This window comes from Magnetococcales bacterium, assembly GCA_015231925.1.
Taxonomy (GTDB): domain Bacteria; phylum Pseudomonadota; class Magnetococcia; order Magnetococcales; family JADGAQ01; genus JADGAQ01.
Map to the genome: position 1 here is coordinate 1 of JADGAQ010000084.1, position 17556 is coordinate 17556.

The window sequence follows — 17556 nt, forward strand, 5'->3', positions numbered from 1 at the left end:
TAAATAATATTTTGCCGCCCCGTTTCCGGGGCGGCATGGTTTGGGTCAGGAGGCGTAGTAGGTCGAAAACGCCCCCGGAGAACCTTGTTGGTTGGGGCCCGCCGTCCGGGTGCGTTGGGCGGTGATCTCCATGCCCAGCTTTTTCTTGGCGGTGGAGATAAACCCCCGAATGGTGTTGAAATTCCAGGCCGTCTCCTCGGCGATCTGTGCCAGGGTGGCTCCTTCCGGGCGTTTCATCAACTCGATCACCCTGGCTTGTTTGGAGTCTCCCCGGCTACTTTTGCTTTCCCGCTTCGGTTTGCTCTTGGCCTGCTCGTATCCGAGGGCGTAGGCCTCCTCGATGGTGTTGCGGATGGCAGGCCAACTCTCCCAGTTGAGGTTGGTGAAGTGCTTCTTGGCAATGGCCAGGAAATCCTGATCCACTTCATGCATCCAATCGTCGCAGCTCCCGAAAAGGTTCTGGACGGGGGTTTCGGTGAAGTCCCCGGTAGCTTCATTCCCGTCCGGGCCGTTCAAAACGAGCGGGGGCAGGCCTTCGATGATCCCTTCGGGCGGGGCGTCCACTTCGTGGACCAGGATCCCCTGGCGGATGATCTCGCAGGATTCCGTGTTGCCGCTGGTCGGCTTCGTTGCAATGGCGCGGTAGCCCTCTGCGCTGAGTCGCCAGGTGTCGGGGTCATCCGCCTCGATCAGCCCTTGCCGGTGCAGGGAATCGATCACCTTCCTGGCGGCACCGCCCCGGATATGCTCCGGAAGGGGGTGAATCGAACCGTCGGTGTGGCCAATGGCGGCTTCGAGAATGCTCTTCTGGGTCTCGGTCAATTCGTTCATGGTTTTGTCTCCTGATGTATGGCGTCGTAATGTCTCCATAAAGCCATTCTTTTGCGCCACTATCAAGCTCAATCATATGATTCTGAATAACTTTCTCTGAACGGAACGACTATGCTGATCAGCCAGTCGAAGTGGGCGAGATGGCAGGGGCTCACTCGCCGGCATGTCACCGCCCTGGAGATCCTGCGCCATGTCCCAACCGCTGATTGATTTGCAACGCCTGCTGACCGGACATCAGACCACGACCGGGCGCGTGGTGGGCGTGGCGGGGGGGGACTGCTGCGGGTGGCCACGGCCCAAGGTGTGTTGGAGATCCCCGCCGAAGCGGATCTCCAGCCGGGCAACCGGGTGACGGTGCGCGACGGGCGGGCCGTCAGAAGCCAGGGTAGCGCGGACGCACCGGTGTTCTGGGTCTGATGCTCCGAATGCAGGGTCTCACTTGACCGCTTCATCAACCCGGGAACTTCTGCCTGTAGAATTCGTCGATTTCCGGCTCATCCCACCTTCCGGCAACGGAGGCCCATCTGTCCAGCATGCGTTGGAAATCAGGATCGTCTGCTTTCAGATAAAAGGTGTACAGCCGGTTGACGACCTGTTTCATCAAGGCTTTCATCTCGGTGTCGTCGAGGAGGGAGACCACCGGCCAGGGGGTCTCGTTGCCGTCGGCGTCGATGACACGCACGTCCGAGAAATCCCATATCCTGCTGACCGGAGCCCGGCCTTCGTGGAGCCTCTCCAGCCGGGTGTTCCGGACACAGTGCATAGCCATCATCTTGGCGAGGTTTGCGGCCATCCTCTGCTCGGTTTTATTGCTCATGGCCATCTGATCAAAACCTTATAAAAGCACTTTTTCGCCAAACAGATAACCTGAATCGTCGATAAAACGTTTCTTTAACAATAAACAATCAGGTATTCCTGAATTAAGTTCGAGGCAGACCAGTCCTTTTTGTTGAACTTCCTCGTGAGGAGCTGTTGTTGTTGTTACAATGTACTGATAAGGAATGTCGAAGAATGGCGTAAATTGATCTTGAAGTATGACCATAAACTTGAACAGATTTGAGTAGATCGCTGAACTCAGGTCCGCGACTCTGGGACTGTCGTGGAGAAGAAAGCCGGGGAGAGCCTTCCCTTCGCGGATCGAATAGATCATGGCGGCAATATCGACCAGGATGACGACCAAGCTGGTCATCGCTTCTCCGGAGCGAACCTTCTCTTCAATCACGTCGGACAGTCCGTCAGTGCGCCCACCCCGCACTCGGTCTAGACCTGGGTGAATGGCATGGCGAAGGTTTCTGAACAAGGATTCCAACTGGTTCCAGGCTTCGTGACTTCCAATGGTCTTATTGGAAAGCGCGGATTCATGCGATCGCATTGCCCCTTCCAGACCAGTCTTCTTCGCCAGCAGGGAACTCAAATATTCGTCGTTATCTCCCTGATCATGGGTCGCGGACCACTGTTCGTATTTCGTGCGGGCATCCTCCAATCTCTGCAATTGCTGGCCCAGGATCCTGGTGCGCTCTTCCGCTTCCTGATCTTTCTTCTTGAGCTGATCCACCCGATCCTGAACTTGATCCCTTTCAACTGTCAGGGCCTCAAGCTGAACCTCATACTGCTTAATAATACCTATACTGTCATCTCGTGCTTTCTCTGACCATCGTTGTTTCCCGATGCTGGCAAGATTGATCGTCTCGCGCTCGCGCTGAACCATGTCCTGGAAATGGCTGCACTTTGCGATGGGCATCTTGACTGGTGTGCAAGTCCTGTCGGCCCATTGATTGTGCAAATCCTTCGTCTGTCGCCCATCCGGTTGCACCTCCGTGGCGTATTGCTCCAGCATTTTTTTGTCTGCCGTCAACTCCTCAATTTTGTTTCTCACGACCCCCAGATCCGCCAGGGCCAGATCATGCTCTCGTTGACGCTGAGTTCTTTCAGCGGCCAAGCCTTGCAGATCCTTGCGCAGCGTGCCGATCCTCTCTTCGATTCGCATTTTTAGGGTATCGACATACAGGTCATCGGAGGTATAGGGCAGCGTGGGACCATCTTCCGGCAGGCCTGACAGCGTATGGAGCTGCCGCATCAGCTCCTGCACCATGATCTTCGGTTTGATGCGTCGTTCCTCGATTTCCCTTTCCGTTCGTTTGAGTTGCCCTCTTGCCTGCTGCAACTTGTTTTCCAGGTCGGCTTCATCCGGGATCAACAAGCCCAGGGCATTGCGGAACAGAAAAATGGCGTCCTCTTTGGGGCGTTGCAGGTGGGGGGAACCCGATTCGCTGTCCGCCTCCCGCCATTTGTAGAAACGGCGGAAATGCGCCTCCTGGTCGCGGGCGAGCCAAGCGAGGAGATGGCCCGGCAGGATGGGATCACCGGTTTTGGGGAAGTGGTTGACCACCAGTCCCCTCAGGAGGGTTGATTCCAACTGTTGAAGGAAGAGGTCGAAAGATTGCGCCACGCCATCATCGGACAGCAGGCTCTCGATGGTTGCATCCGGTCCTGCCAGCGATTTCCCTCCAGAACGGAAAGGGCGCAGGACCGACCAGAAGCGATCCTCCAGTTGGATTTCCGCTGCCACCTGGCCATGCGGAAAACGGGTGCGAATAGCCTCCTGGTTGACTTTTGTCGAGAAGGTTGGTTCGCCCAGGCAGTAACGGATCAGGCGACACAGGGTGGTTTTTCCGGCATCGTGACCGCCGAAGGCGCCGTCGGAGGCTCTTTCCGAGGCCCAAATGATGTTCAATCCCTGGCGCAGCGGGATGTCCCGAATGATGGCTATCGGCTTCAGGGAGGTGAACAAGACCACGCGCCGCACCCAGAGGGTTGGGGTTCCGGGGGGGAGTTTCCAGGTTGCGAGGTCGAGGGTGTCCATGGTCTTATGCCGCTCTCCGTCTGGCCCATTCCTGATCGAGCAGGGACACGATGGTTGCCATGCCCGGGTTGGTTTTGGGGATCTCGCGGCCATGATCGAGACCGCGCTCGAAGTTCGTCACCGCCTCCAGGGCCAGTTGGGCCAGTTCCAGGGCTGATTCGGGATGGGTGCGGATCGTTTCGTGGAAAGCGCTTCCGGGGTTGAGACGGCGTTCACCTGCCGGGTCGCTGATGGTCACGGCTCCCAGCATGCCCAAATGGTCTTCCACCTCGGCCCAACCCAGGCTTTGTCCTGAGGGCATAACGAAGGAACGGTCGGCTGTGGAGATCTGCTGCTCATAGCGGGACTGGCTCGCCTTGGATAAGTGGCGTCGCATCTGATCGGGTTGGGTGGCCAGGAGCATGGCCAGGAGGTGGGTGCGGCCTGCGATGCCTGGTCGTTGGGCGATCAGGGCCAAGGCCAGATCGCGCTTGGCGTAGTCCCAGGCGGTGACCGGGAAGTAGCTTGCATCCTCGACCTCTTTGCCCATGTTGGCAAAGGTTCCGTCCCGTTCGAAGCGATCCCACGCTTCCAGCACCAACCGGGCGGTGCGGTATTCACCGAACGCTTTCATCTCCTTGTCCTTGAGGACGCGGAAGGTCTCGCTGGGGTAGTCCGGCCCCATGACCTCCGACGGGTCGAGGATGTAGCGCAGTTCGTCGCGGGTGAGGCCGTAGAGTCGGGCATAGTAGGCGTCCAGTTCCGCCCGTAGGGAAGCGCGGCGCTCGGGATCCCAGGGAAAGGGCGGGCCGTGGTAGCCCAGGTCTTCGGCAAAGGGTTTCAGGTCGTGGGTGGTGTAGGTCAGCTCCAGGACGCGGGGGACGATGAAGGCCGTATCGGATAGTGCATAGCAATTAGGCGGCAAAACAGGAAATTGTTCTGCAATAAAAAAATTCAGCGTGATGCCACCGACTTTCTGTCTTGCTGAGTAATCAAATACAAGAGCAGATAGGCAAGCCATCAAACAGGTGACCTTGCTGGGAATAATTATTCCCTCAGGCATAAGGAGCGGAAATTTATTCCCCACCCCCACCCTTGGAATCACCCCCGCGATGACCGTGCGTTCGTCTGTGGAGCGGCAAATGTCCCGCCAACCCATGAGCCAGCCCCGGTTCCAGTTCTTGGCCTTGAGACGACTTTCCACTTCTGCTTCCGGCACCCAATAGCGGGGTTGAGGGGCGTAGCCCGGATCAACTTTTTCCTCCAACTCCACGTCCCGCGAGTCCACCCCGTTCGCCTCGTAAGTGGCCCAGCGGTGGTCAAACTGGTGGGCCATCTTCGCCTCATACAACGGCACCCACACCGTCCCAGCCTCCGCGAACCACTTCACCCCCTCCCGCACCGCGCCCATGGCCGCCAACTGCTCCGACGTGCGGAACAGGCCACTGTCGTTGGACATGTCCAACATGCGCATAAACCGGATGCCCCAGGGGTTATCGGGGGTGGCGGTCATGGCGAGGGTTCTGGCGAGGTCAGGCGGATGAGGGGCTCGAAGCGGCGAAAATCGGCCAGGTTGTAGGTGGCCAGGGTGGGGATGCCATGGGCCAGCATGGTGGCAACGATGTTGGCGTCGTGGATTTGTTTGCCGCCGACGGGAATCTCGGCAACCAGTCGCAGCAGCCGGTCTCCGGTCTCCTCCGTTTCGTCAATGACGTTCCACTCCTGGCGAAAGGTGGTGACAAGAGAGATGATTTCACCCATGGGAATTCGTGGGGTGAAAGATTGCGGACGAGACAACACGGCCATGAACTCGCGCAGCACCTGTCGATTGATCACCATCCTGATACCCGCATCCTCCTGACGTTGGAGGAAGGCCACACACTCCGCATGTCGTGACGAATCGGCCACGCTGGTGTGAACAAGGATATTCGTGTCGAGAAACAGGGTGTCAGCGTCCATCGTCGCCATACATCGCCTCTCGACTTAGATCAATCGTGTCGTTCCATGAACTGACGTGAATGGGTTTCAGCCACTCCAAAACCGGGCGACGTTTCTTCGGAATGGATAATCGACGATTCATCGTGGTTTCCAGGTAGCCGATGAAATCCAGAACCTCTGCCGCTTTGTCCTCGGGCAAGCATTGGGCGCGTTGGTAAATTTCCTCAGCCAGGGCCATGGAGGGTCTCCTTTTTCGTGGGTGGGTTCCCCATTCTCGCCTCAACCCGCTTCCCGGATCAATACAGGAACGTTGCGGTAAATTTTTTTGGTCAGCTCCGCATCCATTTTACTCCGAAACACCGGGCAGGTGCGGGTGTTGGGGTTGATGAGGCGGATATCCTCGGGGGAGAGGGTGAACTGCCGCTCCCGCTCCAGCAGGTGTTCCGTGCGGGTGGCGAAACAGAGGAACCGGCTCTCCCGCACCCCGCTTCCCAGGGTGAGCAGGGCGAATTTGAAGCTGCGATGCACCCCCTGAAAAATGGCCTCCCGATTCTCGAAATCCAGCAGGCTGACCAGCCGCCCACCCAGGGCCACGGCCTCGAAATAAGCCTTGGTGGAGTGGTCGGTGGCGATGCCGGTGGGGACGATGAACCCGGCACGCCCCGATGGGGACGGCAGGTTGAGAAAGAGTTCGGCGAACAGGGCGTAGGTGTTGACATCGCCGGTGCCGGTCAGGGGAAAGCGCCCGCCCAGGCGGCAAAACTGGCTGACCGACTCCGCCTCCCGCTTGGCGAAGGCGAACTCTTCCGCCAAGGCTTGTTGCGCCGGAGTGGCGTTGGGACCGCTCAGGGCGGCGATCAGCCTGCTGCGGGCGGAAGCATTGGCGGCGGTGGCGATCTCCGGGCTGCGGGCGGCGAAAAACTCCTGCTCCTGGAGCTTGATTCGCTCCCAGGGCGGATTGCCCAACACCACGTCGAATCCACCCCGCCAGCCCATGGTGTCGTTGTCCGCCTTCTCCTCTTTGGCCGGGGGGCGGAACACATCGGGGAACTCCAGGTGCCAGTGGAAAAAACGGTATTGGGCCGCCAGAGCCTGGATCTGCCCTTTCAAGGTGTGGGGTACATCGTGGGGATTTCTTTGAATGCGGCGGAAGGGTTCCTCGGTAAGGGCTGGAGCGTAAAGATCCACCTTGGGCATCATGAAGGCGGCGCACCAGGCATCAGCCAGGAATCGCCCGGAGAGATAACCACCGGAGCGGACACGCTCGGCATAACGCTGTTTCTGCCGGGCCACATCGGCAATGGTATCCTCCTTATGGACATTCAGATTGAGCAGGGACGCGGCCAAATCCCCAAGGCGATTCCAGGGTAGAAATTCATCCTCGCGAAACAGTGAACCTTGTTTTCGGGTCTGTTTTTGTTCCTTGTTGCATTTCTTGAGCGCCAGACAGACTTTCCTGTCATCCCCCGTGACCGGCTCGAAAGCCGCATCGGGAATCCCCTCCGCGATGGCAGACGGAGTCGCGCCCACCAGGGAGTCGCCGCATTTGATGCGATGGTCCAGAAAAGTCAGCGGCTTGCCCGGTTCCAGGGCCTCGATCCACAAGGCGGTCTTGCACAACTCCACGGAGAGGGGATTCTTGTCCACGCCATAAATACAATGGCGCACCACCTCCCGCAGGGCGTGTTGCCGCAGCAGCTCGCCGGGGGTGTCGGAACCCGCCTGAAGTTGGGAGATCTCCGCTGCCAACCGTCGGGCGGCGGCCAGCAAAAAGTGACCGCTGCCGCAGGCCGGATCGCACACCTTGAGGTTGAGAATCGCCGCCACCGGGTCGGCGGGGTTCTCCTTTACCGTCCGTTCCAGCACCGGTTCCAGGGCGGACTTGATCAACTCGTTCACCAGACCGGGCGGGGTGTAGTAACTGCCGGTGAGCTTGCGCTCCGACCCTTTTCCTCCTTGCTCCTCCTGGGCATCCCCCACAAAACCAAACCGCCAGGGAGAGGTGTTCACATCAAGGCGCGGGTGCAACTCCAACAGGCTTTCATAGACCGAACCCAATTCCTCGGTGCCCATGTCCCGATAGTTGATGCGGGAGAGGGCCTTGCCAGACTGGAAAAAGCTCAAGGCGTGGATAGCGCTCAACAGCCGGGCGTTATCGACTTGGGCCGCATCCAGTCGCGGGCATTGGTCCGCATCGAACAGTCCGCCCAAAGCAGGCAAAGCCAAGGGATCCGCTCCGCCCGCCAGCCCGCGAAAGGTGACGCCAAGGCCCTGCCACAGGTCGGAATGCCGGTCGTAGTGGCGTTTCCGGAGGGCCTTGTCCCGCAGTCGCGCCAGGGCATACCCCTCCTGGTAAAGTCGCATGTCCCCCGGATCGGCGTCATGGCCATGCAGCAGATGGCGCTCCTCGGCCTTGAAGAGAAATAGCAGTCGGTAGACCAGACGCAACAATTCCTGGAAGAATTCGGTCTCCTTGGCCTCCCCGCTTTGCAAAGCCTGGCGCAGGGCCTGGTTGGCCCGGTGCTGAAGAAACCCGTTGCCCAACTCCCGCAAGGCGGTGGTCACCCCCTGACGCAGATTGGCCAGGGCGCGTTCGCCAGTCTCCTGGGCCTGCTTGCGCCAGGACTCCAGGAAACAGTCGGCGGGTTTGTCGTTGCGTGGTTTGATCCGGCTTTCGTGGAAAAGCAACCAGAAGGCGGCAAAGTCGGGATAAAGCTGTTCCTGGAAGAGGCGCTCCAGGTCGGCCTCCACATAGGCGGGCCGGGTAAGGCTGGGGTTGTCCCGCAACAGCCGCATTTTCACGCCGTTGGCCACCAGACCCCATAAACAGGCATCCTCGGCATTGAGGTATTCCTGAATCAAACCATGGGGCGGACGTTTACGCCCCTCATCGCCAAAACAGGCGTCGGCCTTGTCCAGGTCGAACTCGCGGGTGGTGAGCAACAGCGGAACGGATCCACCGCAGACGCGATGACTCACGGGGAACTGCCGATCCCCCAGGGTAACCGACGGTGAGCGTTCCAAATCCTGGTAGCCCAACACCTGTTTCAAAAAGGGAACCAGCCACTCCTCAATCCCTACCCTGGCAGCGATCCCATCCCGACGCTCCCGGCGGGAGGCGTAGTCGGACCACAGGTCCAGGCCAATACGCCAATAGCGGCCAATCTCATCCTTGGTGTTGAAAGACTTGGACACCCCGTAGTCCGTATTGGCCTGACGGGGGGCAGCCAAGGCCGCCACTTTCTGGAGAAACTCCGGCGGCAGGATGTTGCCTTCGACCTTGAGAGCGGTGAAGCCGTGGTCCTGGCTTCTTTTCATGGCGGTCCCTTCCTCAAAAAGTCACGGCAGGGGCCAGAACGTAGATACCGATCACGTCCACCGGCAGGCAGGCTTTGACATCGTACCGGATACCCTTGGCATCGCTGGCCTCCCGCACCCGACGATGATCCGCCAGCAGTTCATCGGCGCGCAGGCGGGCAATCCGGCTGAAATCCAGTTGCAGCTTCTCCACTCCCTGTTTGGCGGTTTCGATCATTTGCGTCTGCTGGCCCGGCTCCATGTTGCGGGCGGGTTGCAACTGCATGAGGGCGAGGGCATCCTGCTCCGGCAATATCCTGGGAGCGCCGGAACCCTCCACCGCCACCCCCAGACACTCCTCGGAGAGTAACGTTTTTTCGTGAGCGTAGCTGTTCCCCTCACGCCGTTCGATGATCAACTGGCAGCGCAGACGGAGCAAAAAGACCGTGGTGCGTATCTTGACCTCCCTGGTGAAAATGGCCCCGCAACGGGCCGCCGGTTCCGGCTCTTCCTCGTCCAGGGCGCGTTCGGCCACATAGTCCGCCAGGGCGGCCACCAGGGGATGGGAGCGGTGGATGTACACCACACCGGATGGCGCCGGATGGGTGAAGGTGATGCGTGTGCCGTCCAACAGCTCCAGCGCAGCCAGTCGTTCCCGCAACAGGAGCGGCAGGTGCCCAAGGGGAAAACGGAAATAGTTGCGAGCGGGTTCCAGGGGGGCTTTCAGACGTTCCGCCGTTCTGTGAACAAAGCGGGCCACATCGGCTTCACCACCCAGTACCTGGATGGCCTTCTCCCATTCGGGAAGCACCTCTTCGGGCTTCAAGCGTCGCTGAGCGAAGATGGTCTGGCTCTGTTTGGCTTTTTCCTTGGCGCTCTCCCAGGCCATGTCCACTTCCTGCTCCAGATCATCAAATTGCAAGGAGAGTTGTTTCTTGCCATGGACCAGGCTCCCTTCCTTCAGCAAAACCGTCTGCATGATGGCATCCATCACCTTGTTGCTGTCCGAGGGCATGGGCACGGAAACCCCAAGCTCCTTGCGGATGCGTTCGGCCTTGCGCAGAATCACCTGAAGCACCGCGCCATCCACCGGATTGTTCTCTCCGTAGTACATCAGCACCCGCACCCTGGGCGAGGGTTGGCCGAACCGGTCCACCCGGCCCTCTCGCTGTTCGTGGCGGGTGGGGTTCCAGGTCAGGTCGTAATGCACCACGGCGTTGAACAGGTTCTGGAGGTTGATCCCCTCGCTGAGGCAATCGGTCGCCACCAACAGCCGCTTGTCAAACTCCTTGAGACCTTGGACCTTCTCTTCCCGTTCCTCCGGGGTGAGTTCTCCGGTGACGGCAATCACCTCCACGCCATCCCGCTTGAAAGCCGCCTGCAAGTGTTCCGCCACATAATGGGCGGTGGCGATATAGCGGCAAAAGATCACCGGCTGGAATCTCTCCGCCACCAATTTTTTCAACTGAGTCAAAAGCTCCGACAGTTTGGGATCCTTGTTCGGGCCTTTCAACAACTCGGCCCTCTGAACCAGCTTGCCAAGCTCCTCCCGGTCCTCGATGGTTCCGGCGGGAACATTTTCATCCTGGCTCAAGCTCTCTTCCGCATCGCCATCCAACACGGTTTCCGCCGCACGTCTTTCCAGACTGGCGATCTGGTTCTCCTCGGACTCTTCCCCGGCTGACTCCAGCCGGGTACGCAACGCCAAAGCCGCCGCTGCCGGACTGCTGCTGATACAGCGAAGCAATGCCAAGGCAGCCCACCAGCTCATGCGTTGTTTCAGGAGGCTCAAGCCTGCGGCCTGCTTGACCATTTGCCGGGCATATTGGAGGACATCATCAAACAATTTTTTCCAGTCACCGGTTAGGGAATAGGTGGTCTCCGCCGACTCCCGGTCGGGAAAAACGGTGGAGTCCTGCCACTCCCGAATATCCGGTCGTCGCCGCTGCACGAAGTGCCGGGCCAGTTCCTCCCTCAACCCCTTGCGGTCGGAGGGAGCCGTGCCTTGAAGCTGCTTGAAATCGGATCGCAACAGGCCAAGCAGGTTAAAGAACGCCTCTTCGTCGCCGCTGTGGGGGGTGGCTGTGAGAAAGAGCATGTGGCGGTTTGGGTCATCAGCCAGCCCTTTCAAGAGTTGATAACGCTGATGACGTGCTCCGACATCACCGCGCACCGAGCTGTGGGCCTCTTCCACAATGACCAACTCCGGACAAGCGCGCAAAAACTCGTCCCGACGCCGATCCGCCTTGATGTAATCCAGGGATACGATGGTGAAGGGGTAGACCTCGAAAATCGATTGGCCAGCCATCAACCCCCGTTCCAACCGTCCGGCAGTGCCGGTGCGCACCACTTCCGCCTGGAGGTTGAATTTGGAAGCCAGCTCCTGTTGCCATTGTTCACACAGGTGGGGCGGGCAGATCACCGTCATCCGCTCCACCTCGCCACGATCCAGAAGTTCCCGGACGATCAATCCGGCCTCGATGGTCTTGCCAACGCCCACATCATCCGCAATGAGCAGGCGGACAACCTCCAGCCGCAAGGCCATGAGCAGCGGCACCAACTGATAGGCTCTTGGTTCGACACCGATGTTACCGAAACTGCGGAACGGCCCGGCGCCAGCCCGGAGCTTGAGACGCAAGGAATCCCGCAGCAAGAGCGCGGAGGTCTGTGAGCCTGCCTTGGAAGCATTCGGCAGATTGAAAGTGGCTGAGGTCGGAAGCGTTGGCTCAAGGGGGAGGTAGAGGACTGTGGCATCCTCCTCACTGCCCCCCAGAGGGCGAAGCCTGAGAACCTGGTCACGACCTTCCGCCAGCACCACCCACTCCCGGCCACGTGCCCGCACCAGACTTCCGGGTTGGAATGTTTCGGCGACGGTCATGGCTTGTTTCCTCGTCCAAAAATGAAGCCATGGGCCTGAATGACAGAGGACCAGGCTGACTGCTCTTTGGGAAACCGCACGACGGTCAATCCGGCATCCTGAAGGTTCCGGGTGATCCGGTCATCGAGCCGTCTCTGGGCGTTGCCTTCGTGGTGCGGGCCGTCGATGTAGATGAGGGCCTGTTTTTCCGAGTAACCAAAATCAGCCTGGGTATTGAAACCAGTGAGCAATGGTTGGGCGCGGTCCGGCAGATTGTGCCCGTGATCTCTCAAATAAAACAGCCACGCCTTCTCCAGCGAAGAAACGGAGGCGTTCAGGAGGGACTGCAGGAGATCTCCCATGGACTGTCCGGACTGCCCTTTCTCCGACCGACATCTGGTCAGACGGCAGAGGAGGTCCAGGACCAGGGGATTTTTGCGGTCGATGAGAGCATGTTCCGGTTGATTGTAATAGCTGAGCAGGCATCGGTAACAACCGGCCTCGCAATTGTTGTTGGTATCCGTCAGATCGCCATGGTTTCGCCACTCTTCTGACCCGGTGCTGAAGTGAAGAATCTCCAACGCATTCCGAGCCACTTTTCGAACGGCCTCCGGGTCTGTCACCAGACGGGTCAGGACACCTGCCCCTCCTTCGGCGGACTCATAATACAGCACCGCATTGCGGCGGCCCCGTTCCGGCATGGGTTCAGCCGCCAACTCACTCTCCTCCAACTGGAAGGTCGCCTCGATGCCCCTCTTGAAGGCATACTGCAGGGTTGCCATGGTCGCATCGTCCATCATTTCCCTGGGTTGCAGGATCATGATGTTGCGGCGATCCTCCACATAGGGCGTGATGCGTTGCACAGACCTGGCCTGTTCCAGGGTGTCGTCAACATCCTCCGGAGCCTGCTCATCTTTTGACCAAACACCGCTGGTCACATCAACATTGAAACCGAAGATGGACTTTTCTTTCCTGCGCCGCCATCCCAGGTTGATCCGCCACAGGGTGGCCGCAGGTCCGTAGCGGATTTCCAACAAGACCTTCTCACCCTCCGAAATTTTGAGGGAAGTGAATCGAGGCAGGCCATTTTCTTCCGCATAGCGAAAGGTGGTGACGGTTTCATACCCCTGGCGTTGACGCTCTTCCTCGTCGGAGGTGATGCGCGTGGCCCGTCGGGTGCTGACCTGCTCGATACGGTAGAGACTCAAAAGATTGCGGCCACCATCCAGAGGGGCGACGCAATTGACGCACAGCTCAAACTCCTTCTGGTCCTCGAAGTGCCCATAACCGCAGGTTGGGCAGAGCCTGGCGATTTGAACCGGAAGAGTGGCCGACGTGGAGACGCTATCCTCATCCTTGATGCCCAGGATGGCCTTGCGAACGCGATAGGTGCTGCCCTCGTGGTAGATGATGGACTGTGGCCCAAATTCGGATAGCCCCAAGAAACGTGGACGACTGAGGAAGGTGTCCCTCCCCACCTTTTCCTTGCGACCAGGGATAAAAGCCATCAAGGGCAGCCGGGGGAAGTTGTATCCGGGAAGAAAACCCTGACTGGCCAGAAATCGGTAGGTGTAAAAATCGGAGTTCATGGTGGCCCTGGAATCCAACAGCAACTCCTGCTGGATCCGAGCTTCATCATAGCGCTGTTTGGCTTCCTTCCGGTCTTTTTCCGTAGCGGCGGCATTCATCTGGACAGCGTGGCTTTTCTCCATTTGCTTGGCCGTCGCCCGGTACAGGGAACGCCAGCGTTCGAACCCTTGATTGAACTGTTGGAAGGAGGCTTGAACCGCATTGTTCTGCCATTCAGGTCCGTACCATGGAGCAACCTCTTGGGTAAGCTCATTTTCAACCATGGCCAGAATGGCTATGGCCCGCCTGCCTGCGCGTTCACGGACAGCGGGGCTATCCATGAAGGTCGCCAAGTCGTCGCGTACCGGCAAGGTATCCGGCTTCTCCAGGTTCAGCACCTCCTTGACCGAGGTTCCCAGCTTCTGTCCCGTTTCCGCGAGCCAAACCGAATGCAGGTGGCTTTTGATCAGCTCCTCGTTGGCCAGGTCGATCATGGGAGGGTTGACGCTGCCCGCGACCATGCGGGTGGGATCAGCAAAGAAATATTGATCATGCGGGGAACGCGCCGCGCAGTAAGTAATAACCATGGCTGGTTGTCCACTGCGTCCTGCCCGACCGCTACGCTGGGCGTAGTTCGCAGGCGTGGGCGGGGCATTGCGCATAAAAACGGTATTCAGGGAGGAGATGTCCACCCCGAGTTCCATGGTGGGGGAACAGAACAGAACCGGCAACTTGGCGGAACGGAAGGAATTTTCACGCTCTTCACGGGTGCTGCTGTCCACCTGAGCTGTATGCTCACGCGCTTCAAGCTGGTGGAGGAAACGATCCCCGTCTTGCAATTGACCCGCAACGTTGTGGTAAAGCGTGCGGAAAAAGGCGTTATCGGTCTCCTTGAACCCCCTTGACGCCGGGGATTCCTCAGGGGTTGGGTTCAATGACCATTCGAGGACGCTTGCCCCCACGCGATAGCCTCTTTCGTCATGACTCAACTCAACCAACTCGACAAGTCCATAGACCTCCAGCACCCGAAGCATGCCATCAACCAGCTCGTTGTAGAGGTTCTCATCAAACCTTTTCGGAAAGTGGGAGTTTCCAGCACCCCAAGTGGCTTGGCTTTTCAATTTGGAACCAAATCGTGACCGATAAGAGATATGAACGGTCGGGAAATCATAGCGGCTCGTTTGTTTTTTCGGCCTTGGAATCATGACGGAGGCAGTGACAGGGCGCTCATCCTCGGAAAGCCCCCAAGGCTCCTTGAGGTCTGAAAAGCTGCGGTTCCTGACCTGCTCCAGATAATGCTGGTCCAGGTAAATGGTCTTGATGGCCAGCCCTCGGCGCATGGTATCGAGCAGCTCCTGCGTCAGGGATTGACGCAGTTCCGGGGTCGCATGAGCCAGCAAAGGGTGATGCCTGGACCATTCGCCCTGATCGCCTGCGCACTCTTGAAGGGACTGGTAGTGGATTTTGAGCAGACGCAGCTGTTCCAGATTAGGGTTGGTGATTCGCCATCCACGTCGGAGGTCATGGTATAAGCGGTACCCAATGACATCTCGGAGAGTTTTCTTGGTATTGAGTGCTTTGGCCCCCTTGGCTTCGGGATTGGATGAAAAATCTCCGACCTCCAGGCGCAGGTACTCGACAACCCGCTGGGTCAGGGCATCATCTCGCAATACGCCTTCCGGCTCATTCCGGATCGCGGCGAGCAAAGCCCCGCGCAACAGAAGGATTTGGATGAAATCGTTGAAATGACCCGCCTGAAGCGAAGCGTCCTGTCTGTTGTCACTGAAACCAAGCAGCTTTCTGGCTTCCTTTCCCAAACCCTCTGCCTCTCCCAACAGGTAGCGCAGGGAGACCAGTGTGAGCATGGTCGTGGCGGAACTGCGCCCCTCACTGCTTAAAGAGGACAGTTTGGTCAAATCACTGCGAACGCTGCCGTCATAACTGACGCCGCATTCCGGGTGAAGGCAAAAGCGGAAAGCCCCCGGAATATACCATCCCGGCATGCCTTCCGTGCTGGACTCGCCCTTGGTGTTGACCTTGAGAGGGGTGGGCCTGTAGCGTCGATAGTAGGGCTTGAGGCGTGCCTCTCCATGATCAAAGTCCAACCACTCTTCAGGGAAGTGTTCTTCAAAGCCGGAAGGATCGAACTGGCCCTCAGGATCCGGCATATAGAAACCGAACTGAACGTCATCCTCCTCATTGGAACGTTCTGACAACTCCCGAGGCGAAATCGCCTTTAGCTGCTTATTTTCCAACGTTGCCCAAATGGGGAAGTACTCCTGGCCACATTCCCGGCAAAACACCGCGTTATAGAGAAGCTTGTCTCGTTCACCTGGCTTGAACTGCTGACCGTTGACTGTGAGATATCTGCGATTCGCTGGCTCCAGAGTCGAAAACAGATTCCCGGCGCCTGCAATGAATTGGTGCAACCTGAATGCAAACAGGGGCTTTCCGTTTCCATCCTTGGTATGGAATGCCAGCAAGAGGAAACGAGAAAGATAGGATTCACACTGATCGGCAGAGAGACCCGTTTCATCCGCCAATGACCCGGCGGCCTGGAGGAGCGTTCTGGGACGGGAGAATCGGACCAGTTTACCGTCAGGCCGTCCATCCTCTTGTTCCAGACCAAGATTGCGTTCAATCCAGACAGCAACCGGATGGCTGCGGAGGTCTTCATAGGCTACGATTGACGGAACCCCCTCTGTTACCGCTTTTGCAAGCTCCTGCTTGGTTGCGGTGGTGTCCGAAGCCGTACTCCTCTCCAGAGTTTCGGTAACAATATTCTCGGGGCGAACCTTGGAGCCAAACAAACGGCTGGCGACTTCTGCAACAACACGGTTCCTATCCGCCGCCGCGCCTTCGCTGGCCATGGTGGCGGAAGTTCCCACGCAGAGCAAGTCGGCGTTGAGCCGCTCGCGGACCCGCCTGACCAGCATAGCCACATCAGCGCCCTGGCGACCGCGATAGGTATGCAACTCGTCCAGGACCAGGAAGCGCAAACCGGCAGCATGTTTGATGACGGCCTGGTCGGCAGGATCATGCAGCGTCATGATCAACTCAAGCATGACGTAGTTGGTAAGAAGAATATCCGGTGGAGATTCTGCGATCTTTTGCCGCTCTTCCTGTGATTCCTGTGATTCCTGGCCGGTGTACCGGGCAAACGTCACTGGCTCCTGACTTGGCCCATAGCCGACCCGAAGGAATTTATCCAACTCCTCCATCTGGCTGTTGCAAAGAGCGTTCATGGGGTAGACCACAACTGCGGAAATGCCGGGCTTTCCCTTGCTCGCCTTGTGGCGAAGGACGTGGTCCACGATGGGGATAAAGTATGAGAGAGATTTCCCTGACCCGGTTCCGGTGGTCAGGACGTAGCTTTCACCACGCCGAGCAATCCGTATGGCTTCTTCCTGGTGCTTGTGAACTTTCATCGGGTAGCCCAGAGAACCTGGACTCTTTTGGACTCGGAAAATGTTACGGCACTCGGAGTGCAACAGTCCCTCGGAAACCAGATCATCAATCCAGCCGCCCGACACGAAGCTGGGGTTCAGCTGAACCAGCGGAGCAGGCCAGAAGCGCCCATTCCGATATTCAGCATCCACATGGCTTCGCATGTCCTCAGCCATGATCTTGCTGAAACTGCGGGAGAATTGTTCGTACTCGGAAACAAGTTTTTTCCGGAACTCAAAAACGTCCATCAGAACGCTCTCCACAGGCTTTTTCGTTCAATGAGGACTAACGCTAATGAATAACGAAAGCTATATGGATGTGTAGCCGAAGAAATGATCGTATCGTTTACTTTCCTCACGAGACATCCCCCTCCGACAACGAAAAGGCGGCGCACACATCTGCCCGGTTGAGCAAGACGATCTGCTGGCACCAGGGTTGGCGCACGCTGGGATCGATGTCCAAGCCCAGTCTCTTCAGGAAATAGAAGAGGAAACCTCGCCGAACGGAGATCACCATTTCCCCATTCTCCATCCCGTAATCCATCTCTATGGCCTTGCGCTGGTTCTCGGTAAGGTCCGGATGTGGGCCGATCCTCACGTCGATGACCTCGTGTCATTCCCGGTCTTCTTCCGGGGTCAGGTCGTGTTCCTTGGTGCCCCGAATACCGACAATGCGGGCCATCACGAAGTCCTTGAACACACTTGTGGCAGAAAGCCCGCACATGCCAGCGGTAGCCGTCGAAGGCCAGGGCATGTGGGGTGATCCAACGCCACTC

Annotated in this window: 9 protein-coding genes and 2 pseudogenes; 1 reads left to right on the forward strand and 10 read right to left on the reverse strand. The window is 58.3% G+C overall.

Annotated elements, in window-relative coordinates:
* Positions 1-45 precede the first annotated feature (45 nt).
* Positions 46-831 carry a DUF3489 domain-containing protein gene (locus HQL56_10645; protein MBF0309975.1) on the reverse strand — a complete coding sequence of 262 codons (786 nt, stop codon included), beginning with the start codon at positions 829-831 and terminating at the stop codon, positions 46-48.
* Positions 832-1021: 190 nt separating this feature from the next.
* On the opposite strand from HQL56_10645, the pseudogene HQL56_10650 reads away from it, so the two are divergent.
* Positions 1022-1248: pseudogene (locus HQL56_10650) on the forward strand (hypothetical protein).
* A gap of 34 nt (positions 1249-1282) precedes the next feature.
* Here the strand turns inward: HQL56_10650 and HQL56_10655 are convergent.
* The 9 genes and pseudogenes from HQL56_10655 to HQL56_10695 all read right to left on the reverse strand — a co-directional run bounded on the left by HQL56_10655 (position 1283) and on the right by HQL56_10695 (position 17556).
* Entirely contained in the window at positions 1283-1648 is a 366-nt protein-coding gene (locus HQL56_10655; protein MBF0309976.1) for a hypothetical protein, read from the reverse strand.
* Positions 1649-1666: 18 nt separating this feature from the next.
* Positions 1667-3694: a hypothetical protein gene (locus tag HQL56_10660; protein MBF0309977.1), complete on the reverse strand. Its 2028-nt coding sequence runs from the start codon at positions 3692-3694 to the stop codon at positions 1667-1669.
* 4 nt (positions 3695-3698) lie between these two features.
* Complete coding sequence (locus HQL56_10665; GenBank protein MBF0309978.1) at positions 3699-5186, reverse strand: hypothetical protein; 1488 nt, start codon at positions 5184-5186, stop codon at positions 3699-3701.
* On the reverse strand, positions 5183-5641 hold the full coding sequence (locus tag HQL56_10670; protein ID MBF0309979.1) for a type II toxin-antitoxin system VapC family toxin: 459 nt from the start codon (positions 5639-5641) through the stop codon (positions 5183-5185). Before HQL56_10670 ends, HQL56_10665 begins: the two co-directional genes overlap by 4 nt.
* Positions 5622-5849 (reverse strand): DUF2281 domain-containing protein, encoded by a 228-nt coding sequence (locus HQL56_10675; GenBank protein ID MBF0309980.1) that lies wholly within the window; start codon positions 5847-5849, stop codon positions 5622-5624. Before HQL56_10675 ends, HQL56_10670 begins: the two co-directional genes overlap by 20 nt.
* A gap of 41 nt (positions 5850-5890) precedes the next feature.
* Positions 5891-8929: an N-6 DNA methylase gene (locus HQL56_10680; GenBank protein MBF0309981.1), complete on the reverse strand. Its 3039-nt coding sequence runs from the start codon at positions 8927-8929 to the stop codon at positions 5891-5893.
* A 13-nt stretch (positions 8930-8942) separates the two neighbouring features.
* Entirely contained in the window at positions 8943-11786 is a 2844-nt protein-coding gene (locus tag HQL56_10685; protein MBF0309982.1) for a DEAD/DEAH box helicase, read from the reverse strand.
* On the reverse strand, positions 11783-17029 hold the full coding sequence (locus tag HQL56_10690) for a DEAD/DEAH box helicase (GenBank protein ID MBF0309983.1): 5247 nt from the start codon (positions 17027-17029) through the stop codon (positions 11783-11785). The genes HQL56_10685 and HQL56_10690 overlap by 4 nt, the downstream gene beginning before the upstream one ends.
* Positions 17030-17135: 106 nt before the next feature.
* A pseudogene (locus HQL56_10695) lies at positions 17136-17556 on the reverse strand (WYL domain-containing protein).